Below are 26,057 nucleotides of genomic sequence, written 5' to 3' on the forward strand. Positions count from 1 at the left end.
GTCCACCCCCGTAATTTACCCCGAATTTCTGATTAAGCCAACAGTAATAAAAAATTAAAAAAATGTAATATTTTCCCGAAAATAACGTTGACAAATCACAAGACCATATGTATAATGGATTGAGTGTGGATAGGAGAGACTTATGCAGATTCATTTATTAGACATTTCTTCCTGTGATGGCAAGACGATCCAGGAATCAGTTATTCCTGAACTGGAGAAGATTGATTTTCAGATGGGAAGTTTTCCGGTACTTGCGAAGGAACCGGTAGAGCTTACGATCACCAATACCGGTGATAAGGTTCTTGAGCTTACAGGAACCGGTAAGATTACAGTGGGCATTCCCTGTGACCGCTGTCTTGAGACAGTAGTCGTCGAGATACCGCTGGAATTTAAGAAGAAGCTTGATATGAAGCTTTCTGATGAAGAGCGTGTCAATGATCTGGATGAAAGCAGCTATCTCACAGGTATGAACCTGGATGTGGACCGGTTGGTCTATCTTGAGGTATTGATATGCTGGCCTTTAAAGGTCTTATGTAAAGAAGACTGTAAAGGTATCTGCAGCCGCTGCGGGAAGAACCTAAACGAAGGTCCCTGCGGATGCAAGGAGGAGCCTAAGGATCCCCGCATGGCAGCTATCAGTGATATATTCAGTAAATTTAAGGAGGTGTAACCTATGTCCATTTGTCCTAAGAACAAATCTTCCAAAGCTAGACGTGACAAGAGAAGAGCGAACTGGAAAATGAGCGCTATGAACCTTGTTAAATGTAGCAAATGTGGAGCACTTATGATGCCACACAGAGTTTGCAAAGCTTGCGGAAGCTACAATAAGAAGGAAATCATCAAAGTTGAGGACTAATTTTAATTAGACAGTCAATATATGATGCGAAAAGAGTCTGGTATGCTGAGATAAGTATACCGGCTTTTTTTATACTCTGGGGGGAAATAAAAAAATATGAAACAGAACAAGAATCAGAAAAATACCGCCGTGAACCAGATCACAGAGGGTGTGATCTGGAAGCAGCTTCTGATATTCTTTTTTCCGATTTTGTTTGGAACTCTGTTCCAGCAGATCTACAATACTGCCGATACAGTTGTAGTAGGCCGCTTTGTGGGAAAAGAAGCATTGGCAGCAGTAGGAGGCTCATCCAGTATGATCGTGAATCTCATCGTAGGTTTTTTTGTAGGTTTATGTTCCGGTGCGTCTGTAGTGATTTCTCAGTTTTACGGAGCGAAAGACCACAAAAACCTTAAAAAAGCACTTCACACATCCATGATCTTCTGCCTGGCTGCCAGTATTATTGTGGGAACAGCAGGTTTTATCCTGGCTGAGCCGATCCTTCACCTGATGAAAACACCGGCAGAAGTAATACCGGATTCTGTGTTGTACCTGCATATCTATTTTGCGGGAACATTTTTTAATCTGGTCTATAATATGGTATCCAGTATCTTAAGAGCAGTGGGGGATTCCAAAAGACCGCTCTATGTGCTGATCATTACCTGTTTGTTGAATATTTTGCTGGATGTTGTATTTGTAGTGATCTTCCATATGGGAGTCCTCGGTGTTGCACTTGCAACAGTCAGCTGCCAGGCAGTCAGTGCCATCCTTGTAACCTGGTTCCTGATGCGCGCAGAGGATATTTATCGTCTGGAATTTCATGAGATTCGTTTTGATCTCCGGTCTTTTGGGGCAGTTCTCAGGATTGGACTTCCGGCAGGACTGGAATCGGTGATGTATAATATTGCCAATCTCACCATTCAGATTTTTGTCAATGAACTGGGGACTGACACAGTTGCAGCCTGGGGAACTATGGGAAAGATTGATGCGGTGTTCTGGATGGTATGCAATGCTTTTGCCATCTCAATTACCACCTTTGTGGGACAGAATTATGGTGCCGGAAAATACCACCGCATGCGAAAAAGTGTCCGCGTCTGTATGGTGATGGCATACATTTCGGCGTTTATTGTAAGCGGAGCACTTATTCTGTTCGCAAATCCGATCTACCATTTGTTTACAACAGATCAGGTGGTTGTAGACATTGGGGTGCATATGATCCGTTTCCTGATTCCGTCCTATGCTATTTATGTTGTGATCGGAATTATTTCCGGAGCGCTGCGTGGTGCCGGAAGAGTACTGGTTCCTATGATCCTGACCTGTGGAGGAGTCTGTCTTTTACGTATCATCTGGTTGTTTGCCTTTGTAAGATCTCATCCGGGGATCGACAGTATCATGCTCAGTTATCCGGTGTCCTGGATAATTACTGCGGTACTGTTTGTCATCTATTATTTTCGGCGATTTCCAGGTATGCAGAAAAAGAAATAACGATATATGAAAAGGTGCTGATTCTGTGTAATAGCAGTGATCAGCACCTTTGTTTTGTTCGAAAGATGTCGATTTATTACGTATAGATTTGATTGCCTGAAAGCTGAAAAAGAGGTATTCTGGATGCAGATAGATGAAACATATGTAATGGGGATGACCAGATATGTATAATCTGCAAAAAACAATACGATATGGTTTTTGGTTGATACTTGAAGTTATTGCGCTGTGTGTCGGTATGATTTATAGTGCGAGAACTGTACGGGCTGAACTCGAAGTGCAGCAGCCGGCCAGAAAGGTAACAGAAGTTGTTACTGAAAAATGGACTGTGATCAGTGGAAAACGTCTGGATCTTATCCTGAAATATATGGGAGATGTAAATTTTGAAAAAGAAGGAATCAGTCTTCGTATCCCTGCTTCTGTGGCACAAAGCTGGAAGGTAGCAGAGAATGGTACAATACAGGCACTGGTACAAAAGGTTTCCAATCATTCATATGAAATAAAGATCTATAAAGGCACTCAGAAGATCACGGATATTCCGGGGAGCCGGATCATGATACCGGTAAAAGAGATGTTTCCCAACGGAGATCCGGAAACTATGGAAATTACGGATTCCAGAGGAAGAAAACTAAAGACATTCCTGGATAAAAAGCAGGATCTTCTGATCGTTGACACGGACGAGACAGGAATCTTCTGCGTAAGAGGTCGGAAAATAGATGATATAGAAGAGAATCCTTTTGCAGTGGCAGTCCTGACGACAGCAACAATGATAACAGTGCTGATCGTAGGAATCCGAAGCAGATCCGGAAAGCGAGGTGACAGTCATAAAGGAGAAAAGTAGGCAATGGATCCTGATCTTTGGACTTACTGTGGTATTATCTATGACTGCTTTTTTTATGATGTATCTCATAAATAATGAATATACAGCGAAAGGCGAGCAGCCCATTCAGGGAATCCTTTGTCTGGATGATAAAGATGCGGCGGCAAAGCTACATTATCTTGCCAGGGAATGGCAATATTTTCCGGGAAAGCTGCTTACACCTGAGATGCTGAAAAAGGATCCAGGATATTACAGTTGTTATATTTCGATCGGAGAACGTAATGAAATGGAACTGGGGAATAAAGAGGCTTCTACGTATGGATGTGGGACATACCGGATGTTTCTGATCCTGCCCGAAGAGGAAAAAATCTGGGCGATATCTATGGCGGAGGTTTTTTCCGCATACCGAATCTATATCAATGGAGAACTGGCCGGGGAAGTGGGGGATCCTGACGAAAAAACCTATATGGACCGGGTCATGAACCGTGTTTTTACGTTTCAGGGATCCGGGGTTGTAGAGATTGTCATAGCAGTAGCAGACAAAAGCCATATCAGATCCGGAATCCAGGCTATTCCGGTTTTGGGATCTCCGGTCCGTGTAAGCATACAGAGAGGACTGCGGGTACTCGGAAGCGGCTGTGCCATTGCGTTCTGTATCTGTATCATGTTTGGGACTCTTATGGTACATGTCAGAACCAGGACAAAAGAATTTGCTATTTTTAATCTGGTCTGTCTCTGTGTGGCAGGATATTCGTTATGCTCCCTGGTACATAATTTTTTTCTTCTTTCCACAAAGCCCTGGTATGCCCTGGAAACTATGATCTATTATCTGATCCTTTCCTGCATGATCCGGCTTGAGGATTGTATTATAGGAAAAAAAAGGGGCATATATCTGTTTCTTTTGATCGATCTCTGGATCGTAGTAGCTTTCTTTCTGGAGATTTTTGCGGATATACTTCCTTCAGCCAGGCTTCTTTATGATGTTGTCTGGATCAGTGAAGCAGTCAAATGGGTGGCAGCGATCTATATGCTGCTCAATACTTTTGGAGAAACAGATTGCAGATATGGAAAGATCGTTTTGGTGGGAACAACGATTTATGCCTGTTCCCTTGTGGCAGATCGGATAGGGTATCTTTATGAGCCGATTTTGGGAGGAGGTTTCCCGGAGACAGGTGGGCTGATACTGACAGCTGCGTTTGGCTGTGTTCTGTGGAGAGACCTGTCAGAAGCATATAAGATCCGTCTGACTTATGAGGTATACAGTCATCAGACTGAACTTCGTCTCCTTGCCCAGAAAAATCATTACGAACGATTAAAAGAACAGATGGAAGAAACCAGCCGTGTCCGTCATGATATGCGTCAGCACCTTCGTGTTCTGTCTGCATTACTGGAACGTGAGCAGTATGGAGAAATGCAGAAATACCTTTGCCGGTATACCCGGGAATTTCAGGAACGTTTGACCTATCATTCTTACTGTAAAAATCAGGTTGCCGATGCGATCTTACATTATTATGAAGAATTATGCAGAAAAAACGGGATCGTTTTTCAGTGTCAGGTAGAGGCACCGGAAAAAACAGGGATCCAGGATACAGATTTTTGTCGTCTCTTTGGAAATCTTCTGGAAAATGCCATAGAAGCGGCACAGCTTTGTCCGAAAGGCAGTTCCAGATTTGTCCGTGTACAGATACGTACCAGAAGTAATAAACTTCTTATAAAAGAAGAGAACAGCTGCACAGATCCCTTACGCAGAAATAAAACAGGATTTTTTTCAGGTAAGCATTCCGGACAGGGGATCGGAACTGCGTCGATCATGGAAATTGCGGCACGTTATGGAGGATTTGCGGATTTTCAGTCTGAAAATGGCATTTTTAAAGCTGAGATATTTCTTCATCTGACGCAAAGAGATACTGAAGATAGGCTTTACGGATAGCAGAAGAGCCACGTTTCCGGATCTGGACGACCTCCCCGTTGTCCAGAAGGAAGCCTTCTTCAGAAGCTTCCTGTATACGATCCATATTGACGACACAGCCACGATAACAGGAGAGAAAATTAGGACAGTCCCGGATCTGCTCCTCAAATTTGTGAAAGGTAAGATAAGAACGGACCGGACCGGCGTCGGTATGAAGGCACACTGCATTTCGGAATGTATCTGCATATAAAATACTGCGCAGAGGGACCCGGATGGGAACCCGGTCAGAAACGACTTCAATGTAACGGGATGCCAGTAAAAGCCTGGATTGAAAGGAATCCAGAATGGAACAGAGTTTTTCTGGCTGAAATGGTTTCAGAAGATAATAGGAGGCTCCTACATCATAGCTTTCCACAGCAAAATCACTGCTGGTAGTGACAAAAACAAGGATGCAGCTATCGGACTGTCTTCGGATCCTGCGCGCAGCTTCCATACCTGTCATTCCGTCCATATAAATATCCAGGAACAGGATCTGAAATTTTCCGGGCTGATAATCTTCAAAAAATTCTTCTGCGCTGAAGAAATGACAGATTTCTGCCCGGATCTGTTTTTTCTCAAAATAGGAAACAGCGATATTCTTCAGGGCTTCTGCATCCGTTGAGATGTCATCAATAATTGCAATATTCAAAACAATATAACCTCCGGTTTATAAAAGAGTAGTAAAAATAGTATATCATAATTTTGGCGCATATCCAATGTCGGTTTTTTGCCCGAAATGACGTATTATGTAGAAAATTATCAGAAATAAAAAATTGAGGATCATTTGATCAAATAGATCAAGTCACCTGTTTTTATTGAAAATATCCGTTTGACCATAAAAATGTCATATTTCATGGAAACTGTCATTTTGTCACAGGTCTGTTGTCATTTCCTGATAATTTTTTTACAATAGCGTCAAAAGATACGAAAGGCGGTGGATATACGAAAAATAAGGGCAGCAGCTGGCGACACCAGAAACTGTTGACCAAGATCCAGATAAAAAACAATCCCCCAAGAGGGCTGTACTTCTAGATTTGAGGTACAGCCCTTTCCCCTGTCATAACAGTGATTCTTGACGGAATCGTGGAAATTCGCTATCATGGAAATGATTTTTATATACTTTGGAAGAAAACGGAGAAAATGCGCATGAACATTCTTAATATAGAACATATCCACAAAATTTTTGGAGATAAGGTGATATTTGATGATATCTCCTGCGGCATCGATCAGGGAGAAAAAATAGGTATCATCGGTGTAAACGGAACCGGTAAGACTACTTTGCTCCGCGTGATCGCCGGAGAGGAAGAACCGGACGAAGGGCAGGTGATCACCCAGAACGGGATCCGGATCAGCTGGCTTCCCCAGACTCCGGAATTTCCGCAGCATATGACCATTCTGGATTATGTGGCAGAAGGCAAATGGCAGAAGGACTGGAGTACCGAAAGTGAGGCCAGACGCATGCTGAATACACTTGGTATTACCGATCAGAATATCAATATGGATAATCTTTCCGGTGGTGAAAAGAAAAGAGTGGCGCTGGCAAGGATGCTTTTAAATCCGGCTGACATTCTGATCCTGGATGAGCCTACCAACCATCTGGACGGAGAAATGGTCATATGGCTGGAAGATTTTCTCCGGAATTTTCGTGGGACGGTGATCATGGTCACTCATGACCGTTATTTCCTGGATCGTGTGGCAAACCGGATTCTGGAGATCAGCCACGGAAAATTATATTCCTATGCAGGAGATTATTCCAGATTTCTGGAGCTGAAAGCGCAGAGAGAGGAAATGGAGCTTGCCAGTGACCGGAAGCGCCGCAGTGTACTTCGGATGGAACTGGAATGGGCAGCAAGAGGCTGTCGTGCCAGAAGTACAAAACAGAGAGCAAGGCTTGACCGTTTGGAAGCACTGAAGGCGGGAAAAACCCCGCTGAAAGAGCAGAATGTGGAAATGGATTCCATTGAGACCCGTATGGGAAAGAAAACCATAGAGTTTCATCATGTAAGTAAAACCATCGAAGGTCGTCTTTTGATCAATGATTTTGATCATATTGTTCTTCGTGATCAGCGTCTCGGGATCATCGGACCAAATGGCTGCGGTAAGTCCACACTTCTTAAAATGGCAGATGGACTGATCTTGCCGGATTCCGGAGAGATTCAGATCGGAGAAACGATCCGTATCGGGTATCTTGCCCAAAACGTTCCGGATATGGATGGAAGACAGCGGGTGATCGATTATATCCGTGAGGTGGCGGAATATGTTCCGACAAAAGAAGGAAGGATCACAGCTTCCCAGATGCTTGAGAGATTTCTTTTTGATCCGGCCATGCAGTACACTCCGGTGGAGAAGCTTTCCGGAGGTGAGAAGCGAAGACTGTATCTTTTGAAGGTTCTGATGGAGGCGCCAAATGTTCTTCTTCTTGATGAGCCCGGAAATGATCTTGATATTCCCACCATGACCATTCTTGAGGACTATCTGGATTCTTTTTCCGGCATCGTGATCACGGTGTCCCATGACCGCTATTTCCTGGATAATGTGGTGAACTGTATTATGGCATTTGAGGGAGATGGCCGGCTTGTTCAGTATGAGGGCGGTTATACGGATTATCTGGAAGCAAAGGAAAGAAAGGGACAGTCTCTGGAAACGCGTTCAGATATGAATGGCGGTACAGTACAGGGAGAAACAGCTGAGCCTGAGAAAAAGAAATCCGCTGCAGATACCTGGAAACAGAACCGGAAACAGAAACTGAAATTCACCTATAAAGAACAGAAAGAATTTGACACTATTGACGATGACATTGCAGCATTGGAAGAACGTCTGGAGCAGATTGACAAAGAGATGGCTGCCAATGCCACAAATGCGGGAAAACTCCGGGAGCTTTCCGACGAGCAGCAGGAAATCCAGCAAAAGCTGGACGAAAAAATGGATCGCTGGGTATATTTAAATGATCTTGCAGAACAGATTGAAAATCAGAAAGAGTAAAAGATATTGACTTCTCAGGCAAAACTCTAGTATCATAAATAACGGTACGTTAACCGGATAAACTGCAAAGCAGTTATTCGGTTATGAGTAGGTAGCGAATGCGGATTTCGAATATCCGCTTAACTTTTGGTACTCTGCAATGAAAATCCTTATACGGATGTGTATGAGGATTTTCACTACAGTGTACCATATGCATTCCGAAAAGATTTCGGACAGAGAAAGGACAACATATGTCAGAAATGGTAAAAGTCGTTGTAGATGCAATGGGTGGTGACAATGCTCCCGAGGAACCGGTAAAAGCCGCGGTGGAAGCTGTGAAAGAAAAAGAGAACATCCAGGTCATCCTTACAGGAGTACAGGATGTGATCGAAGCAGAGCTTCGGAAATACCCGGATTATCCTAAGGACAGGATCCGTGTGGTGCATGCGTCTCAGGTGATCGAGACTGCGGAACCTCCGGTCATGGCTATCCAGAAAAAGAAAGATTCCTCTATTGTAGTGGGATTAAATCTTGTAAAAAAACAGGAGGCCGATGCCTTTGTTTCCTCTGGAAGCACCGGTGCGGTACTGGTAGGAGGCCAGGTGATCGTAGGCAGGATCAAAGGGATCCGGAGACCACCTCTTGCTCCGCTGATCCCTACGGCAAAGGGCGTTTCCCTTCTGATCGACTGTGGTGCCAATGTAGATGCGAGACCAGATCATCTGGTACAGTTTGCGCAGATGGGTTCCATCTATATGGAAAATGTAGTGGGTATTAAGAAACCAAGAGTTGCTATCGTTAATAACGGTGCTGAGGAAGAAAAGGGCAATGCGCTGGTAAAGGCTACCTTCCCTCTGTTAAAAGCATGTAAGGATATCAATTTCATCGGAAGTATTGAGGCGAGAGATATCCCGTCAGGTTATGCAGATGTAGTAGTCTGTGAAGCTTTTGTAGGAAATGTGATCCTCAAGCTTTATGAAGGTGTTGGAGCTACTCTGATATCTATGATCAAAAAAGGTATGATGACAAATATTCGCAGTAAAATGGGAGCTCTGATGGTAAAACCTGCTCTTAAGGAAACCTTAAAATCATTTGATGCCAGTGAATATGGCGGAGCACCGCTTCTTGGTCTGAAAGGTCTTGTGGTCAAAAGCCATGGAAGTGCCAGAAGCGTAGAAATCCGTCATGCGATCTTTCAGTGCGAGCAGTTTAAGGAAGAGAAGATCAATGAAAAGATCGAGGAGTTTATAGCAGCTGAGCAGAAAGCACAGGCAGAAGAAAAAAGCGAAAAAAAATAAAACCGGGATTGCCGGAAATATTACAGACAGAACAGGAGGCGAACAGTCGTGGAACTGGAAATGCTGAAGACCATCATCGAAAAAACTCTGGGAAGAAATATGGATGCCATTACAGAAAAAACTACCTTTGTGGATGATCTGGGAGTGGATTCTCTGGATTTTTTTCAGATTCTTATTGATCTGGAGGAAACTTTTGATGTTCGTATCGCCCCGGAGGAAGCCGAGGAGATCGTTACTGTCGGCGATGCAGTGGAGACTCTTCGCCGGGTAACGAAGGGAAGAAGAAATGGAAAATAATTTAAAACAGCTGGAGCAGACTATCGGATACCAGTTTACCGCAAAATCTTTACTGGAGCAGGCAATGACACACAGCTCCTATGCCAACGAAAAACACCTTGGAAAGCTTGGATGCAATGAGCGTCTGGAGTTTCTTGGAGATGCGGTGCTGGAGCTGATCAGCAGTGATTTCCTGTACAAAAAATTCCGGAATAATCAGGAAGGTGAGTTGACCAAGAAACGTGCCAGCATGGTATGTGAAAAGAGTCTTGCCTACTGTGCAAGAGAATTCGGGCTTCCGGAGTTTATCCTCCTTGGAAGAGGTGAGGAAATGATGGGCGGTCGTAAAAGAGATTCCATCGTTTCTGATGCCCTGGAATCTCTGATCGGGGCTATGTATCTGGACGGTGGATTTGAACCGGCACAGGCTTTTGTTATGAAATTTATCCTGAACGATCTGGAGGATAAGAGGATTTTTTATGACAGCAAGACAGTGCTTCAGGAAATGGTACAGGAAGGCGGAAATCATCCGGTGGAATATCGTCTTCTGAAAGAAGAGGGACCGGACCACAGCAAGAGCTTTACTGTGGAGGCGCTGATCAATGGAAAAAGTATGGGAACCGGAACCGGCCATACAAAAAAGGCAGCAGAACAGGCTGCAGCCCTAGAGGCAATACGCAGTATAAAATAACAGCAGGTGGCCAATGTATCTGAAAAATATAGAGGTGCAGGGATTTAAATCCTTTGCACAGAAAATAAATTTTGAATTTCATAACGGGATCACCGGCATCGTAGGACCTAACGGCAGCGGAAAAAGTAATGTTGGCGATGCAGTCCGCTGGGTTCTGGGAGAACAGAGCGCCAAGCAGCTTCGAGGCGGGAATATGCAGGATGTTATCTTTTCAGGAACGGAGCTTCGCAAGCCTCTGAGCTTTGCGTCCGTGGCTATTACACTTGATAACAGTGATCACAAGCTCCCGGTGGATTTTGAAGAAGTAACCGTTACCAGAAGACTGTATCGTTCCGGTGAGAGCGAATACCGCATCAACGGCAGCTCCTGTCGTTTAAAGGACATCAATGAGATGTTCTATGATACCGGTATCGGAAAAGAAGGATATTCCATCATCGGACAGGGTCAGATCGATAAGATCTTAAGTGGAAAACCCGAAGAACGCCGAGAGCTTTTTGACGAAGCAGCCGGGATCGTCAAATTTAAAAGACGAAAAAATACCACACTGAAGAAGCTTGAGGAAGAACAACAGAATCTGGTCCGTGTCACGGACATCTTAAGTGAGCTGACCAAGCAGCTGGAACCGCTGGAACGTCAGTCTGAGACTGCAAAAATATATCTGGCAAAAAGAGAAAATCTGAAAGAGCTGGATATAAATATGTTCCTCCTGGAATATGAACACACCGGAAATCTGATCCGCGAGCTGGAAGAAAAAACCAGGATCGCAGAAAATCAGTTAAAAGAAGCCCAGAATGCTCATAGTCGTACCAAGGATGAATATGAACGTCTGGAAAAAATACTGGAAGAGCTGAATGAGCGGATGGAGGCGTTGCGGGAAGAAAGCCGGGATCGTGCTATCCGTAAACAACAGCTGTCCGGTGAGATCAATGTTCTTCATGAACAGATCCTGGCAGGAGAGCAGAATGACAGTCATTATCGCAGCCGTCTTTTAGCAGTTCAGGAAGATACGGAGAAAAAATCTGCAGACCAGGAGGCTCTGGAAGAGCAAAAAGCAGATCTTCAGGCAAATTTACGGGAGATCGACAGAAAACTTGCTGACGAGCAGAAAAAAATGGACAATATCCAGAGCAGCATCGAAGAATGCACCCAGGCAGTGGAAGATGGTAAGAATGAGATCATTGAGATCCTTAATTCCCGTGCAAACACCAAAGGTAAGGCACAGCGTTTTGATGCCATGAAGGAGCAGCTGGATATCCGGAAAGCAGGAATCAGTCAGAGGATCCTTTCCCTGAAAACCCAGGAAGAGGAGCAGCAGTCAGCGATCGATCAGGCACAGAAGGAATACGACACTATCACGAAGGCCATTCAGGAAACCAGAGAAGAAGGCAGCCGTCTTACAAAAGAGATACATGCCATCCAGGAAACCCTTAAACAGCAGAATACACAGCTGGAAAAGGAACAGACGTCCTATCATAGAGAGGCATCCAGACTGGAATCCCTCCGCAATATCACAGAACGTTATGATGGATATGGAAACAGTATCCGCCGTGTCATGGAACAGAAGAATCATGTTCCTGGGATCCGTGGCGTAGTGGCGGATATCATTCACGTTGAAAAAAATTATGAGATTGCTATTGAGACAGCTCTTGGCGGAAGTATTCAGAATATCGTTACGGATAACGAGCAGACTGCTAAGCAGATGATCGAATTCCTGAAGAAAAACCGGTATGGTCGTGCGACTTTTCTCCCGTTAAACAGCATTTCTTCAAGAGGCGAGTTTAATCAGAGAGGTGCTTTGAACGAACCGGGAGCTATTGGTCTTGCCAGTGGTCTGGTAACTGCAGAGAAGGAATATGACGGTCTGATCGGGTATCTTCTTGGCAGAGTGCTGGTGGTGGATCATATCGATCATGCTATTGCCATTGCCAGAAAATACCGACACAGTATCCGTATGGTAACGTTGGAGGGAGAATCCTTAAGTCCAGGCGGTTCCATGACCGGTGGAGCTTTTAAGAACAACAGCAATCTTCTTGGGCGTCGTCGTGAGATCGAGGAACTGGAAAAGAAGGTAAAAGAGCTGGCAGCCGGGTATCATGAGATCCGACAGTCCATGGAAGATAACCGCAGCAGGAGAAATGAGATGCGTGATACTGTGGCGGCGCTGCAGCAGAAATTTCAGGAACAATCCATTCAGCAGAATACAGCCAGGTTGAACATTGAACAGCTGGAGAAAAAAGCGGAGGAGATCCGCGGCGGTTATACCAGGATCGAGAGGGAGCAGGAGGAGATCCGTCTTCAGGCAAGGGACATGCAGGCGGATAACATAAAGATCACCCAGGAACTGGAAGCATCCAAAAGGGATGAGGAAGAGCTGGAAACCTTTATCGAGACCCGACAGAAGGAGCTGGAGGACTGGAAAAAGGACGAAGCGGAGACTTCAGAGAAGCTGGAAAAGATCCGTCTTGACGCATCTGCATCCCAGCAGAAGGAAAGCTTCATAAAGGAAAACCTGCGGCGCTTGAAAGAGGAGATTGAAGTTCTTTCAAAAGAAAGGGAAGAAATCCTGGATTCTCTGGAAAAAGGCAGCCAGGAAACTGCAGAAAAGAGAAAGACTATCGACAAGGTCCGTAAGGAGATCGAAGGCTTTGCCGCAAAAGAAGAGACGGCTGCAAAACAGCTGGAAAAATGGCAGCAGGAAAAGGAAGAGCGCACAAAAAGCCATAAGGAGTTTTTTGAAAAGCGTGATGAGTTGTCCGGCCAGATCAGTCTTCTGGACAAAGAGTGCTTCCGACTGAAGACTCAGGCAGAAAAGATCGAGGAAAACCGGGAAGCAAGGATCTCCTATATGTGGGAAGAATACGAGATCACTCCGAATAATGCCCTGCAGTACAGGAAAGAAGAAATGAACGACAGGCATGTGATGAAGCAACAAATCCATAAATTAAAGGACGAGATCCGGGCTCTTGGTTCTGTTAACGTCAATGCCATTGAGGATTACAAAGAACTTCTGGAACGGCATACGTTCTTAAGCGGTCAGTACAATGATCTTTTGGAAGCGGAAAAAACGCTGGAACAGATCATCCAGGAGTTGGATGAGGGCATGCGGAAGCAGTTTAGCGAAAAATTCGGAGAGATCCAGAAAGAATTTGATAAAGCCTTCAAAGAACTGTTCGGCGGAGGCCGGGGAACTCTGGAACTTGCGGAAGACGAGGATATCCTTGAGGCAGGGATCCGGATCATTTCCCAGCCGCCCGGAAAAAAACTTCAGAACATGATGCAGCTTTCCGGTGGAGAAAAAGCACTGACAGCCATTGCACTTCTTTTTGCTATCCAGAATCTGAAGCCTTCACCATTCTGTCTTCTGGATGAGATCGAGGCTGCACTGGATGATTCCAATGTAGGACGTTTTGCGGGATATCTTCAGAAGTTGACGAAGAACACACAATTTATTATAATAACACATAGACGTGGTACCATGAATGCAGCAGACAGGCTTTATGGAATTACCATGCAGGAAAAAGGGGTATCCACGCTGGTATCCGTAGATTTAGTAGAGAACCAGCTTACCCAGTAGCAGAGGGGATGAATCAGTATGGCAGAAGAAAAAAAAGGATTTTTTAAACGTCTGGTAAGCGGACTTACCAAAACGCGAGACAATATCGTTGCCGGCTTTGATTCCATTTTCAGCGGTTTTTCCAGTATTGATGATGATTTTTATGAAGAACTGGAAGAGATCCTGATCATGGGAGATATTGGCATTAACGCAACCACCTCCATTCTGGAGCATTTAAAGGAGCAGGTTGCTGAGCAGCATATCAAGGAGCCGTCCCAGTGCAAACAGCTTCTGATCGACAGCATCAAAAAACAGATGCAGGTAGAAAGCACAGAATATGAGTTTGAGAACCGGAAATCCGTGATCCTTGTGATCGGTGTCAACGGAGTAGGTAAGACTACCTCTGTAGGCAAGCTGGCCGGTAAATTAAAGGATCAGGGAAAAAAGGTCATCCTCGGAGCAGCAGATACCTTCCGTGCGGCAGCCGGAGAGCAGCTGACACAGTGGGCTAACCGTGCAGGCGTTGAGATCATCGGCGGCCAGGACGGAGCAGATCCGGCATCTGTTGTCTATGATGCCGTGGCAGCAGCCAAAGCCAGAAATGCAGATATTCTGATCTGCGATACCGCAGGAAGACTTCATAATAAGAAAAACCTTATGGAAGAGCTTCGCAAGATTTACCGTATTCTGGAACGTGAGTATCCGGAAGCATATTTGGAAACGCTGGTAGTTCTTGACGGAACCACGGGCCAGAATGCGCTTTCCCAGGCAAGACAGTTTGCCGAGGTCGCAAACGTTACCGGAATCATTCTTACCAAACTTGATGGTACAGCCAAGGGCGGAATCGCAGTAGCGATCCAGTCTGAGCTTGACATACCAGTAAAATACATCGGAGTAGGCGAAAGTATCGATGACCTGCAGAAATTTGATGCAGACGCATTTGTAAACGCCCTCTTTGACGTAGAAGAAAGGAGCTAAATACAAATGCTTACATTAGAGAGCTTTGAGGAAGCGGCAGCAAAAGTAAAAGAAGTGACACAGGAAACAAAGCTGATATACAGCAGTTATTTCTCAGATATGACGGGAAATAAGGTTTATCTGAAGCCAGAGAATATGCAGCGTACCGGTGCATATAAGGTGCGTGGCGCATATTACAAGATCAGCACACTTTCTGACGAAGAGAGGAACAAAGGTCTGATCACTGCATCTGCAGGAAATCATGCCCAGGGTGTTGCTTATGCTGCACATAAATATGGAGTAAAAGCAGTCATTGTCATGCCAACTACCACACCACTGATCAAGGTAGAGCGCACCAAGAGTTACGGTGCGGAGGTTATCCTTCACGGCGACGTGTATGACGAAGCCTGCGCACACGCACTTGCCCTTGCAGAAGAAAAAGGATATACCTTTATCCATCCATTTGACGATCCGGCAGTAGCAACCGGTCAGGGAACTATCGCCATGGAGATCGTACAGGAACTTCCGCTTGTAGATTACATTCTGGTACCGATCGGAGGGGGCGGACTTGCTACAGGTGTCTCTACACTTGCGAAGCTTCTGAACCCACACATCAAAGTCATCGGTGTTGAGCCGGCAGGCGCAGCATGTATGAAGGCATCCCTGGAGAAAGGGGAGGTCGTAACGCTTCCTCACGTAAATACTATCGCAGATGGTACTGCAGTACAGACTCCGGGAAAAAATATCTTCCCATATATCCAGGAAAATCTGGACGATATCATTACCATCGATGATGATGAGCTGATCGTGGCTTTTTTGGATATGGTAGAAAACCACAAGATGATCGTAGAGAACTCAGGACTTCTTACTGTAGCAGCTCTCCGTCATCTGGATGTAAAGAATAAGAAGATCGTTTCCATCTTAAGCGGTGGAAATATGGATGTGATCACCATGTCATCGGTTGTACAGCACGGACTGATCCAGCGTGACCGTATCTTTACCGTATCCGTACTTATTCCGGATAAGCCAGGTGAACTGGTACGTGTTGCAAGTGTGATCGCTGAAAATCAGGGTAATGTTATCAAACTGGATCATAACCAGTTTGTAAGTACCAACCGAAATGCAGCCGTAGAACTTCGGATCACTATGGAAGCATTCGGAACAGATCATAAGAATCAGATCGTTGCAGCTCTGGAAAAAGCGGGTTGCAAACCGAGAGTGGTACGTGCTATACTGTAGGACGTGTTATATTGCAATAACTGAAACTTCTGACCGGACTGTTGCATATGATGTAACAGCCCGGTCTTTTGCGAAAATACCTGCATAGACAGAAAGGACAGATAAATATGTGTGGAATTGTAGGATTTACAGGTAGACACCAGGCAGCTCCGATCCTTTTAGATGGACTCTCCAAGCTGGAATACAGAGGATATGATTCCGCTGGAATCGCCGTACGTGACGGCGAGGACGAGACGGAAGTGATCAAAGCCAAGGGAAGACTGAAAGTTCTGTCAGAAAAGACAAACGGCGGAGAGACTGTACCGGGAACCTGTGGTATCGGTCATACCAGATGGGCAACTCATGGTGAACCTTCTGAGAACAATGCACATCCGCATATGACAGACGACGGTAATATCGTAGCAGTCCACAACGGCATCATTGAGAACTATCAGGAACTGAAAAATAAGCTCACCCGTAAAGGCTATACTTTCTATTCTGAGACCGATACCGAGGTAGCAGTCAAGCTGATCGATTATTATTACAAGAAATACGAGGGAACACCGGTGGATGCCATCACACATTCCATGGTACGTATCCGTGGTTCCTATGCCCTTGCGATCATGTTCAAGGATTATCCGGGTGAAATATATGTAGCCAGAAAAGACAGCCCCATGATCCTTGGAGTGGCAGAAGATGAATCCTTTATCGCTTCTGACGTACCGGCGATCCTGAAATACACCCGCAATGTATATTATATCGGCAATCTGGAGATGGCGCGTGTGAAAAAAGGCGAAGTCACCTTCTACAATCTTGATGGAGATGAGATCGAGAAAGAGCTGAAAACCATTGAATGGGATGCAGAAGCAGCGGAAAAAGCCGGATATGAGCATTTCATGATGAAAGAGATCCATGAACAGCCAAAGGCAGTACTGGATACGTTGAATTCCGTGCTCAAGGATGGAAAGATCGACCTCAGTGAAGTTGGCCTGGAAGAAGAAAGCATCCGGAACATCCAGCAGATCTATATCATAGCCTGCGGCTCCGCGTATCACGTAGGAATGGCAGCACAGTATGTGATCGAGGATCTTGCACAGATCCCGGTAAGGGTAGAGCTCGCTTCCGAATTCCGTTACCGAAAAATGGCCCTTAACACCAACAGCCTTGCAGTGATTATCAGCCAGTCCGGTGAAACAGCAGACAGCCTTGCAGCACTTCGTAAATGTAAGGAAAATGGCATTCATACACTGGGAATCGTTAATGTAGTGGGATCTTCCATTGCACGTGAGGCTGATAATGTATTTTATACTCTGGCCGGACCGGAGATTTCTGTAGCTACTACCAAGGCGTACAGCACACAGCTGATCGCAGCTTATACACTGGCGATCCAGTTTGCAATGGTAAGAGGAACGATCACAGAAGAAGCCTACAGCAATTATATCAGTGAACTGCAGACACTTCCGGATAAGATCTGTAAGATCCTGGAAGATAAAGAGCGTATCCAGTGGTTTGCCTCAAAACAGGCAAATGTAAAAGATGCTTTCTTTGTAGGAAGAGGAATTGATTACGCTATCAGCCTGGAGGGCAGTCTGAAGATGAAAGAGATCAGTTACATTCATTCTGAAGCCTATGCTGCCGGAGAGCTGAAACACGGAACGATCTCCCTGATCGAAGACGGGACTCTTGTGATCGGTGTGCTGACCCAGCCGGATCTCTACGAAAAAACAGTCAGCAATATGGTTGAGTGTAAGAGCCGTGGCGCCTACCTTATGGGCCTGACCACATTTGGCAATTACAATATCGAGGATACCGCAGACTTCACCGTCTACATCCCGAAAACAGACCCGCACTTTGCAACATCCCTGGCAGTGATCCCGCTTCAGCTTCTGGGCTACTACGTAAGCGTAGCCAAAGGCCTGGATGTGGATAAGCCACGAAATCTGGCGAAGAGCGTGACAGTGGAGTAAAAAATATATATGGACTATAGAGAAAGCCTCAGAGTATGTATATGCGAAAATACTCTGAGGCTTTTTTATAAAATCTTTACGCAAAAATAGTTTCATGGTATCATATAGACATATGATGCTGTGAAATTATTTTGCTTTTCAGGGGATATTAAGAAGGGGTGACGGGTACATGCTTATGCCGGTAGTGCCAGAGAGGAGATTGAACTGAAACCAGAGTGCCCGGACAGCCATAGAGCAGATAAAGGAGAAAAATTATCCGGAGTCTTTACAGAAATGTACAGGGAACATCCTGGCTTGTGGGGATCAATTATAACAAACCAATCAACAGTGGTAAGCTTTTGGAGCTGCTGTCACAGTACAAATAATAAGATAGGAAAAAATATATGAAGAATACAGTGGTGATCTTTAATGCCGGTATCGGTGCGCTGACTCTTGGTTTTCAAAATGCCGGTTATGAGATTTTGAAAGCATATGAGCCGGACAGAAAAGTGATAGAGATCTATCAGGAAAATATAAGTCAAAATGTAACTGCATGCAGCCTTTCTTCCATAGATCCTGCCACAGTTCCGGACAGTGATGTCTGGGCTTTTGATCTGACGCAGTCGAAAGCAGAAGAGGTGTTTTATAGTTTGACCCTGGTGCAAAGAAGACGACCGCCGGCCATTCTTTTTGTTATGAAAAAGCAATTATGGAAAGGGTTCATAAAGGAGCACATTTTTCAGCTGCAAGAATATGGATACCATATCACGCATAAAAATATCCAGAGTTCGGAGGTTACTGCATTTCCGCTGCGGGAAGAATTTGCATATATTGTTTCAAAAAGAGTGAATGCTTCGGATATGATCATGCCGGTGCAGGTCCATAAGAGTAGTATCCTGTTGGATGGCTGGGTGGAAATGAATCCACAGGATTCCTGGTATTACAGAATTGATTTTGTGAAAGAGAAGATTGATGCTTCGCATGCCGGTGACAGCGTTTTGTGTTGGGAAAAAGGCGGTTATCGGGAATCCGGGCAGGTTCGTCTGAATCTGATAAAAATGCCGCTGATCCGTATCCATGGCGTCTATCATAAGATCACACACAAAGAAATAGCCAGATTAAAGGGATTTCCGGAAGATTTTCCACGTTCTGTGCCAAACAAAAGCCGGATGTACAGAAGCCTGATATATGCGCCGAACATAAAAGTGACAGAACAGGTCGTTCGCAATCTCTGCGTAGAACCCTATATAAATTCAGAGGGTGATGTGCAGATGAAAAACTGGGAAAATATGGCCCGCTTTAAGCAGCTTTTTGAAAAATACCTTACATATAAAGGGGTTTCTTTCCAAAGCGATGAATGGGTCTTTATGACCAGAATGTACAGTGATTCCAAAGAAATCGCTACACTTAAACGGTTGCAGAGTTATAGCCGTCTGGTTGGAAAAGCAGTGTCAGATCAGAAAAAGGATCTGCCATTACAAAATATCTGTGTAGTGGCGAATCTGGTCTCTGATGAGACTAAGAGAAAGTACGAAGAGGCGAAGCTTGGATATGTCTGGGACATCCGAAATGTGCTGTGGCTCTTTGAGGACTATCCGGAACTGAAGAACGAACTGATCTCGATTCTGAATTATTCGGTGGAAAACATAGAACCGGAGAGACCGGAGCCTTTTATCTTTGAGGAAAGCAGCCAGATGGAGAATACGGATCCGGAATCGGTTGCTGACAGCTATATAGCGCAGTTAAAAGTGTTGGAGACCGGTAGTGCAGCTTTCAAGAAATATGAGGAACTTTGTGTTTCTATTCTGAAATATATCCTTGGAGAATATCTGACTTTGTGGGAGCAGCAGAAGACAACAGAGGAAAATCTGTATCGTTTTGACATGTGCTGTAAGATCAAAAACGGGGTGACACAGGATTTTTTTGACACGATCTGTAAGTATTTTTCTACGAAGTATATCGTGTTCGAGTTTAAAAACTATGAAAAGCCTATTACTCAGAGGGAAATTTACACTACAGAAAAATATCTGTACGAAAAAGCTCTCCGTAAAGTTGCGATCATTATTTCCAGAAAAGGAGCGGATAAACATGCGAAAATGGCTGCACGGGGAAGTCTACGGGAAAGCGGGAAACTGATCATCTGCCTGTCCGATGAAGATTTGAAAGCGATGCTCCAGATAAAAAAAGAAGGGGAAAAAACAACGGGAGGGTATTTGGAAAATATTTTGGATGATATGCTGATGCGCCTGGAAAAATAGAAAATTTTGTGAAAAATAACTCAAAAATCCCCATTTCGAAGGCAGAGTTTTGGAAGATGATCCGCTGCCTTCGATTTTTTTTATTTTCGAAATAAATCTGTTGTTGTAATATGGAAATTGATGTGGCATAATAAATGGGAAAATGTTAAAAATAAGAAAAATCCAGATTAAGGAAATGTAAAGTCGCATTTTCAGGATAACATGGCTCCTGACAGGTTATGACAGGAAGCGAGTATGACAAAGGAGAAAATTATGGCAATTTTTTCAATGATCTTATCTTTGTTGTGTGGAGTATCATTATTTTTGTTTGGTATGTCCCTAATGGGCGATGGTCTGAAGCTGGCAGCTGGTAATAAGCTGGAAGCATTTCTTTATAAGATGACCAATACTCCGCTGAAGGGTGTCGCACTTGGTACTGGTGTTACCAGTGTGATCCAGTCGTCTTCTGCGACGACAGTTATGGTGATCGGTTTTGTAAACTCCGGTATGATGAAACTGAAACAGGCGATCGGTATCATCATGGGAGCCAATATCGGAACCAGTATTACTGGCTGGATCTTATGTCTTTCTTATATTGAAGGATCCAATGGAATCGCCAGTGTTCTTTCCACAGCAACCATTTCTGCTGTTGTGGCTGTAGTTGGTATTGTTTTCCGTATGTTCTGTAAGCGTACCTTACATAAGAACGTGGGAAATATCATGCTTGGTTTTGCAATCCTGATGACAGGTATGCAGATGATGAGTGGTGCGGTATCTCCATTGCGTGAGAGTCCGATGTTTATCAAGATGCTGACTATGTTTTCCAATCCGATCGCGGGTATTCTCGTAGGTATCGCTTTTACTGCGGTACTCCAGAGTGCGTCTGCAACAGTCGGTGTGCTCCAGGCTCTTTCCGTAACCGGTATCCTGACATTTGCAAGTGCATTTCCAATCGTTCTTGGTATCGGTGTTGGTGCTGCATGTCCAGTTCTGATCTCAGCCATCGGAGCAAATAAGAACGGTAAAAGAACTGCTCTTGTATATCTGATCAATGACCTGTTTGGTCTGATCCTCTGGTCGGTGATCTTTTATACCGTGAATGCGTTTGTACATTTTACATTTATGGATATGACCATGACACCGGTAGCGATCGCGCTTTTGAATACGGTGTTCCGTCTGGCAACGGTTATCGTGCTGTTCCCGTTTATTTCAAAGATCGAGAAGCTGGTATGCTGGCTTGTGAAGGATGACAAAGAAGATCTGGAAGATGAGGCAGACTTTGATCTTCTGGAAGAGCGTCTTCTGAATTACCCGGCCCTTGCTATCGCACAGTGTCACCGTGTAATGAACGGAATGTCCAAGAAGCTCCGTAAGAATGTCAACAGAGCCATGAATCTTCTGAATGATTATCAGCAGGATAAGTATGATAAGGTTCAGCGAAAAGAGGATCTGATCGACAAGTATGAAAGTCGTCTAGGAGAGTATCTGATCCAGCTGACAAAGAGAGAGATGAATTCTGCACAGACAAGACAGACTTCACTGTATCTGCATACGATCAATGACTTTGAGCGTATCGGTGATCATGCTTCTTACATTGCTCATATGTCCAATGAAATGCATGATAACCATACGAATTTTTCACAGGAAGCCTGGGATGAGCTGAATGTTGTTATGGAGGCAGTTCGTGAGGATATCAATATAACCTGCAATGCTTTCATGAAAGATGATAAAGAAATGGCACAGAGAGTAGCACCTCTCGGAGCTGTGATCACAGGACTTTGTGATGTACTGAAGATGCGTCATGCAGAGCGACTGAGCCAGGGCAAATGCGGACTGGAAGAGGGAACGGTATTTAGTGATATCCTCAACAGTTTCTGTCGTATCGCAACTCACTGTGCAAGTGCTATGGTGGCACTTATGAAGAGCGGAGAGACAGGATCTGATCTTCATATTCACGATTCCAAGATCTATCCCACAAACAATGCGGACTACTACCAGTATTTCAAGGAATACGGACAGAAATATGATATTGGAAATCAGGAAGGCCATATGCTCAGCATGGAGCCGGAAGAAGTAGAATAAGAAATTCAGGCAGCGGAAATGTAGATATTCCGCTGCCGTTTTTGTTAGGGATTTGCCCTAACAATGAAAAAAGAAGGGGCTGTCGCACTAATTTTTTAGTGCGACAGCCCCTTTGTACTGAGGTGATTATAGTTCAGAGAACAAAATATGTCACTCCTCTATTTTTCATTACTTTTTGTAAAAATCATATAATTGCTGATAATTAGTAATAGGGGTTATCAAAATACAGATTTCATGATATGATAAACCTATCAGATAGCGTGAGACATATAATGGGGATATGTATCTCGCAGCAAGAAAAGGGAGGTTTTTATTATGGGTGAAAGTATGATCACATCGTTTGACGGAACGAAACTGTATCTGAAAAAAGAAATGGCAGCAGACAATAAAGCTGTGATCGTGATTGTCCACGGACTTTGTGAGCACCAGGGCAGGTACGATTATTTTGCGGAAAAACTTCATGAGGCGGGAATCGGAACCTATCGTTTTGATCACAGAGGACACGGACGGTCTGAGGGTGAAGAGACTTTTTATTCAGATTTCAATGAGCTTCTGGACGACACCAACGTAGTTGTGGATATGGCAATTGAAGAAAATCCGGATGTCCCGGTATTTCTTCTTGGACACAGCATGGGCGGATTTACGGTTTCTCTGTACGGAGCCAAATATCCGGACAAAAAGCTCCGGGGGATCATTACCAGTGGTGCGCTGACCGCAGATAACGGCAATCTGATACGTGGTGTGCCGGGAGAAATGGATGTACATACGCGTCTTGCCAATCAGCTGGGTTCAGGTGTATGCTCTGTACAGGAAGTGGTAGACTGGTACGGAAAAGATCCATACAATAAACAGTCCTTTACAGCGGGGTTATGCTATGCGATCTGCGACGGACTTGACTGGTTCAAAGAGAAAAAAGCAGAGTTCCATTATCCGGTCCTTATGACACACGGCGAGAAAGACGGTCTGGTAAGTGTACAGGATACCTATGATTTCTTTAGGGAAGCAGGATCAAAAGACAAGCAGATGAAGATCTACGTCGGACTTTTTCATGAGATCCTGAATGAGTATTGTAAAGATGAAGTGATCGGGGATATGATCCGGTGGATGGAAGTGAGGATCTGAATATAAACAAATTGTTTTACAAGTAGCAGCAAAGCCAGGTGGAAACATATAACACCTGGCTTTCTTTTGCAAAGAGATTCTGTTACAATAGCAGGATGAAAACAAGAAGACAGAACAGGAGAAAAATAACCATGTCAAATATCATAGAAATCACAGATTTCAACGCTCCGGAGCTGGATGTATATGCCAGGATCTCGGAGATACAGCTTTTGAACCGGGCAGAACCGGAGAAGGGGATCTTTATTGCGGAGAGCCCGAAGGTTATTGAGAGAGCTTTGGATTCCGGGTGCCAGCCGATTTCTTTTCTGGTGGAACATAAACATGTTGAGGGTGAGGCAAAAGAACTGATCCGTCGTTGTGGAGACATTCCGGTTTATACGGCAGAATTTGATGTGCTAACGCAGCTGACCGGTTTCAAGCTCACAAGAGGGATGCTCTGTGCCATGCACCGACCGGCTCTTCCTGATATAGTCGATGTATGCAAAAATGCCCGCAGGATCGCAGTTCTGGAAAATGTGGTAAATCCTACTAATATAGGCGCGATCTTTCGTTCTGCGGCGGCTCTTGGAATGGATGCGGTACTGCTGACACCGGGATGCAGCAATCCATTGTACCGCCGTGCGATCCGTGTCAGCATGGGAACTGTATTTCAGATACCATGGACTTTTTTTGATGAAAAAACAGAGTGGAAAACGGAAGGTATCCGGTCTCTGAAAGCGATGGGATTTAAGACGGCAGCCATGGCTCTTAAGGAGGATTCTTTTGATATTGATGATCCTCATCTGATGGCAGAAGAAAAACTGGCAGTAGTTCTTGGGACAGAGGGGGATGGCCTTGCTTCAGAGACCATTGCGGACTGTGATTATACAGTATGTATTCCCATGGCCCATGGAGTGGATTCACTGAATGTGGCGGCAGCCAGTGCAGTTGCATTCTGGCAGCTGGGAAAACACTAAATATTTAAGAGAGTTCCCGTTTTTTATGATCTTGCATTCTGATTTTCTTCCTCCATATCCATCAGATGAAAAGAAAGCAGCAGATACAGGATCTCGCTTCTGTCTGTAAGGTCTGAATCCAGAAAAGCTTTGATCTTATCCAGACGATAAAGAAGAGTGCTTCTATGGATAAATAAAGCGCTGGCAGTGTGAGAAATGTTCTGGTTATGCTCCAGAAAACAACGCAGTGTTTCATAGAGATGAGATTGCTTTGCCTCATCCTTGTATTTCATTGACAGAAGCTTTTCGTGACAGATCATGTAAGCAGGAAGCTTTCTGGTAGCCTGTTCCAGGATATAGGGCAGAGCAATGGAGTCAAAATAGTGGATACTTTCTGCGGGATTTTTGCGTTTGCCGACCTGCAAGGTGACAGAAGCCTGTGTGTATTGACGGTGGAAATTGAAATGTCCAAGCATCTTCCGGCTGTATCCGGCGCTTAACATGCTGCTTTTGATAAAGCCCTCGATCTTATCGGAAATCTCATGGATAGTCAGAGTGCAGAGATCCAGATTGATAAAAAGCACAGCATTGCCCTTATGTTCCGTGGCACAGCTGGCGGGAATTGTGTTTTCCAGATAGTTGCAGATGGCATTAAGGGTCAGATTTTTCTGGTCGATCAGTCCGGTCTGGATCAGGATGCATTGATACATATGGGAAGAAAGCCATCCCACATTTGTCAGCTGCTGACTGATTTTTACATAATCAGCTCCGGGATCAGTCAGAATGGACATAAAAATCTGATGCAGAGGAAAAGCTTTATCCCGGCTGTGCATGATTCCTGTAGAAAGTGCATGGGATACCATCTGGGAAAGGTACTCCAGAACAAAACCAAACGTATCATCCAGGGGAACCTCACCTTCGGAAAACATCAGCCTGTATACTGCTTTATCATTATTGGAGATATTTACGCAAAGAGAAGGAGCAGTAAGGCCATTTCCCGGATAATAAAAATATCCGGTTTTATAAAAAGCCTCTTCGTAATGAGGATCCTGCTTCAGGCTGTCCACAATAGCCCAGGAATTTTCAGTGGAACCCAAAACAGAATTGGAAAGATCACTTAGATTCCAGTCTCTGGAGGCAATGATAGTAAAATCCATACCGATCAGCATCATTGGATTGGGAATAATGGAAGCTGTAAGATCCAGAAGCTCCTGGATAGATGCGTTCCGGAGACGGGAATCCATCAGGGACTGATTCCACTGATCATAGAGGATAAAAATATCCTGAATCCTGTTAAAGACAATATTGACTGGAATATCTTCAGGGATGATACACATGTTTGGCTGAGTTAATTCGTAGTTCTGATAGATTTTTCCAATCATCAGGAACAGAATATTTTTGGGATGATGAAAAGTGAGCTGAAAATCCGGATCTGTGATAAGGTAAACACGTCCATCCTGAAGAACGGTGTTCTTTTCAAAGCAGGAAGGGCAGGAAAGGGTGGGGGATGTATCCAGCCTGGATGTATGCATGGAAAATGATTTCTGCAGGTGATAGCATATGAGTTTTGCACTGAGTTTCAAGGAAAATCCTCCTTCCTATATTTTGTAGGAAAAAACAGGAATAATAGCCATATTATGTGGAATTGTGATTCTTTTGATTTACAGTATAATAGAATCATAAGGAAAAAACAAGT

19 protein-coding genes are annotated in these 26,057 nt (G+C 44.4%); 17 read left to right on the top strand and 2 right to left on the bottom strand.

The genetic code is table 11. The features are described 5' to 3' along the window. Positions 1-142 precede the first annotated feature (142 nt). From NCY57_RS05645 to NCY57_RS16905, 5 genes are all read left to right on the top strand, one after another. The gene (locus NCY57_RS05645; RefSeq protein WP_129975054.1) at positions 143-670 is read left to right on the top strand and encodes a YceD family protein; all 528 of its coding nucleotides are present in this window, start codon (positions 143-145) and stop codon (positions 668-670) included. Positions 671-673: 3 nt separating this feature from the next. Then, positions 674-856 (top strand): 50S ribosomal protein L32, encoded by a 183-nt coding sequence (gene rpmF / locus NCY57_RS05650; RefSeq protein WP_015525241.1) that lies wholly within the window; start codon positions 674-676, stop codon positions 854-856. A 96-nt stretch (positions 857-952) separates the two neighbouring features. Further along, on the top strand, positions 953-2,320 hold the full coding sequence (locus NCY57_RS05655; RefSeq protein ID WP_250789542.1) for an MATE family efflux transporter: 1,368 nt from the start codon (positions 953-955) through the stop codon (positions 2,318-2,320). A 163-nt stretch (positions 2,321-2,483) separates the two neighbouring features. Next, complete coding sequence (locus NCY57_RS05660) at positions 2,484-3,158, top strand: hypothetical protein (protein WP_173739435.1); 675 nt, start codon at positions 2,484-2,486, stop codon at positions 3,156-3,158. Then, positions 3,133-5,067, top strand: a complete 1,935-nt coding sequence (locus tag NCY57_RS16905; RefSeq protein WP_173739436.1) for a sensor histidine kinase — start codon at positions 3,133-3,135, stop codon at positions 5,065-5,067. The genes NCY57_RS05660 and NCY57_RS16905 overlap by 26 nt, the downstream gene beginning before the upstream one ends. Here NCY57_RS16905 and NCY57_RS05670 read toward each other — a convergent pair. Then, a complete protein-coding gene (locus NCY57_RS05670; RefSeq protein ID WP_129975062.1) occupies positions 5,006-5,734 on the bottom strand; it encodes a LytR/AlgR family response regulator transcription factor in 729 nt (242 codons plus the stop codon). The genes NCY57_RS16905 and NCY57_RS05670 overlap by 62 nt on opposite strands. 497 nt (positions 5,735-6,231) lie before the next feature. On the opposite strand from NCY57_RS05670, the gene NCY57_RS05675 reads away from it, so the two are divergent. The 12 genes from NCY57_RS05675 to NCY57_RS05730 all read left to right on the top strand — a co-directional run bounded on the left by NCY57_RS05675 (position 6,232) and on the right by NCY57_RS05730 (position 24,382). Continuing rightward, positions 6,232-8,067: an ABC-F family ATP-binding cassette domain-containing protein gene (locus tag NCY57_RS05675; RefSeq protein ID WP_250789543.1), complete on the top strand. Its 1,836-nt coding sequence runs from the start codon at positions 6,232-6,234 to the stop codon at positions 8,065-8,067. 230 nt (positions 8,068-8,297) lie between these two features. Further along, positions 8,298-9,344: a phosphate acyltransferase PlsX gene (plsX, locus tag NCY57_RS05680; protein WP_173739437.1), complete on the top strand. Its 1,047-nt coding sequence runs from the start codon at positions 8,298-8,300 to the stop codon at positions 9,342-9,344. A 48-nt stretch (positions 9,345-9,392) separates the two neighbouring features. Continuing rightward, positions 9,393-9,641: an acyl carrier protein gene (locus NCY57_RS05685; protein WP_021652554.1), complete on the top strand. Its 249-nt coding sequence runs from the start codon at positions 9,393-9,395 to the stop codon at positions 9,639-9,641. Then, on the top strand, positions 9,631-10,311 hold the full coding sequence (gene rnc / locus NCY57_RS05690) for a ribonuclease III (protein WP_173739438.1): 681 nt from the start codon (positions 9,631-9,633) through the stop codon (positions 10,309-10,311). The genes NCY57_RS05685 and rnc overlap by 11 nt, the downstream gene beginning before the upstream one ends. 13 nt (positions 10,312-10,324) lie before the next feature. Next, positions 10,325-13,885 carry a chromosome segregation protein SMC gene (smc, locus tag NCY57_RS05695; protein ID WP_173739439.1) on the top strand — a complete coding sequence of 1,187 codons (3,561 nt, stop codon included), beginning with the start codon at positions 10,325-10,327 and terminating at the stop codon, positions 13,883-13,885. Between the two features lie 18 nt (positions 13,886-13,903). Next, on the top strand, positions 13,904-14,842 hold the full coding sequence (gene ftsY / locus NCY57_RS05700) for a signal recognition particle-docking protein FtsY (protein ID WP_015525230.1): 939 nt from the start codon (positions 13,904-13,906) through the stop codon (positions 14,840-14,842). Between the two features lie 6 nt (positions 14,843-14,848). After that, entirely contained in the window at positions 14,849-16,060 is a 1,212-nt protein-coding gene (ilvA, locus tag NCY57_RS05705; protein ID WP_015525229.1) for a threonine ammonia-lyase, read from the top strand. A 107-nt stretch (positions 16,061-16,167) separates the two neighbouring features. Further along, positions 16,168-18,006 (top strand): glutamine--fructose-6-phosphate transaminase (isomerizing), encoded by a 1,839-nt coding sequence (glmS, locus tag NCY57_RS05710; RefSeq protein WP_114002546.1) that lies wholly within the window; start codon positions 16,168-16,170, stop codon positions 18,004-18,006. A 383-nt stretch (positions 18,007-18,389) separates the two neighbouring features. Continuing rightward, positions 18,390-20,243: a DNA cytosine methyltransferase gene (locus NCY57_RS05715; protein ID WP_173739440.1), complete on the top strand. Its 1,854-nt coding sequence runs from the start codon at positions 18,390-18,392 to the stop codon at positions 20,241-20,243. A gap of 252 nt (positions 20,244-20,495) precedes the next feature. After that, a complete protein-coding gene (locus tag NCY57_RS05720; protein ID WP_173739441.1) occupies positions 20,496-22,304 on the top strand; it encodes a Na/Pi cotransporter family protein in 1,809 nt (602 codons plus the stop codon). 315 nt (positions 22,305-22,619) lie between these two features. Next, the gene (locus NCY57_RS05725; protein WP_173739442.1) at positions 22,620-23,426 is read left to right on the top strand and encodes an alpha/beta hydrolase; all 807 of its coding nucleotides are present in this window, start codon (positions 22,620-22,622) and stop codon (positions 23,424-23,426) included. 131 nt (positions 23,427-23,557) lie between these two features. Next, on the top strand, positions 23,558-24,382 hold the full coding sequence (locus tag NCY57_RS05730; protein WP_022426508.1) for a TrmH family RNA methyltransferase: 825 nt from the start codon (positions 23,558-23,560) through the stop codon (positions 24,380-24,382). A 23-nt stretch (positions 24,383-24,405) separates the two neighbouring features. Here NCY57_RS05730 and NCY57_RS05735 read toward each other — a convergent pair whose 3' ends face one another. Then, a complete protein-coding gene (locus NCY57_RS05735; RefSeq protein ID WP_022426507.1) occupies positions 24,406-25,944 on the bottom strand; it encodes a PucR family transcriptional regulator in 1,539 nt (512 codons plus the stop codon). Positions 25,945-26,057: the final 113 nt, after the last annotated feature.

Origin of the sequence: Blautia sp. MB18-30, from assembly GCF_023669475.1 — a bacterium.
Classification (GTDB): Bacteria; Bacillota; Clostridia; order Lachnospirales; family Lachnospiraceae; genus Blautia_A; species Blautia_A fusiformis.

Coding starts and splice junctions, on each gene's coding strand:
- rnc (WP_173739438.1), top strand. CDS start 9,631: ATGGAAAATAATTTAAAACAGCTGGAGCAGACTATCGGATACCAGTTT.
- NCY57_RS05725 (WP_173739442.1), top strand. CDS start 22,620: ATGGGTGAAAGTATGATCACATCGTTTGACGGAACGAAACTGTATCTG.
- NCY57_RS05675 (WP_250789543.1), top strand. CDS start 6,232: ATGAACATTCTTAATATAGAACATATCCACAAAATTTTTGGAGATAAG.
- NCY57_RS05730 (WP_022426508.1), top strand. CDS start 23,558: ATGTCAAATATCATAGAAATCACAGATTTCAACGCTCCGGAGCTGGAT.
- ftsY (WP_015525230.1), top strand. CDS start 13,904: ATGGCAGAAGAAAAAAAAGGATTTTTTAAACGTCTGGTAAGCGGACTT.
- glmS (WP_114002546.1), top strand. CDS start 16,168: ATGTGTGGAATTGTAGGATTTACAGGTAGACACCAGGCAGCTCCGATC.
- NCY57_RS05655 (WP_250789542.1), top strand. CDS start 953: ATGAAACAGAACAAGAATCAGAAAAATACCGCCGTGAACCAGATCACA.
- NCY57_RS05720 (WP_173739441.1), top strand. CDS start 20,496: ATGGCAATTTTTTCAATGATCTTATCTTTGTTGTGTGGAGTATCATTA.
- NCY57_RS05715 (WP_173739440.1), top strand. CDS start 18,390: ATGAAGAATACAGTGGTGATCTTTAATGCCGGTATCGGTGCGCTGACT.
- plsX (WP_173739437.1), top strand. CDS start 8,298: ATGTCAGAAATGGTAAAAGTCGTTGTAGATGCAATGGGTGGTGACAAT.
- NCY57_RS05645 (WP_129975054.1), top strand. CDS start 143: ATGCAGATTCATTTATTAGACATTTCTTCCTGTGATGGCAAGACGATC.
- ilvA (WP_015525229.1), top strand. CDS start 14,849: ATGCTTACATTAGAGAGCTTTGAGGAAGCGGCAGCAAAAGTAAAAGAA.
- NCY57_RS05660 (WP_173739435.1), top strand. CDS start 2,484: ATGTATAATCTGCAAAAAACAATACGATATGGTTTTTGGTTGATACTT.
- rpmF (WP_015525241.1), top strand. CDS start 674: ATGTCCATTTGTCCTAAGAACAAATCTTCCAAAGCTAGACGTGACAAG.
- smc (WP_173739439.1), top strand. CDS start 10,325: ATGTATCTGAAAAATATAGAGGTGCAGGGATTTAAATCCTTTGCACAG.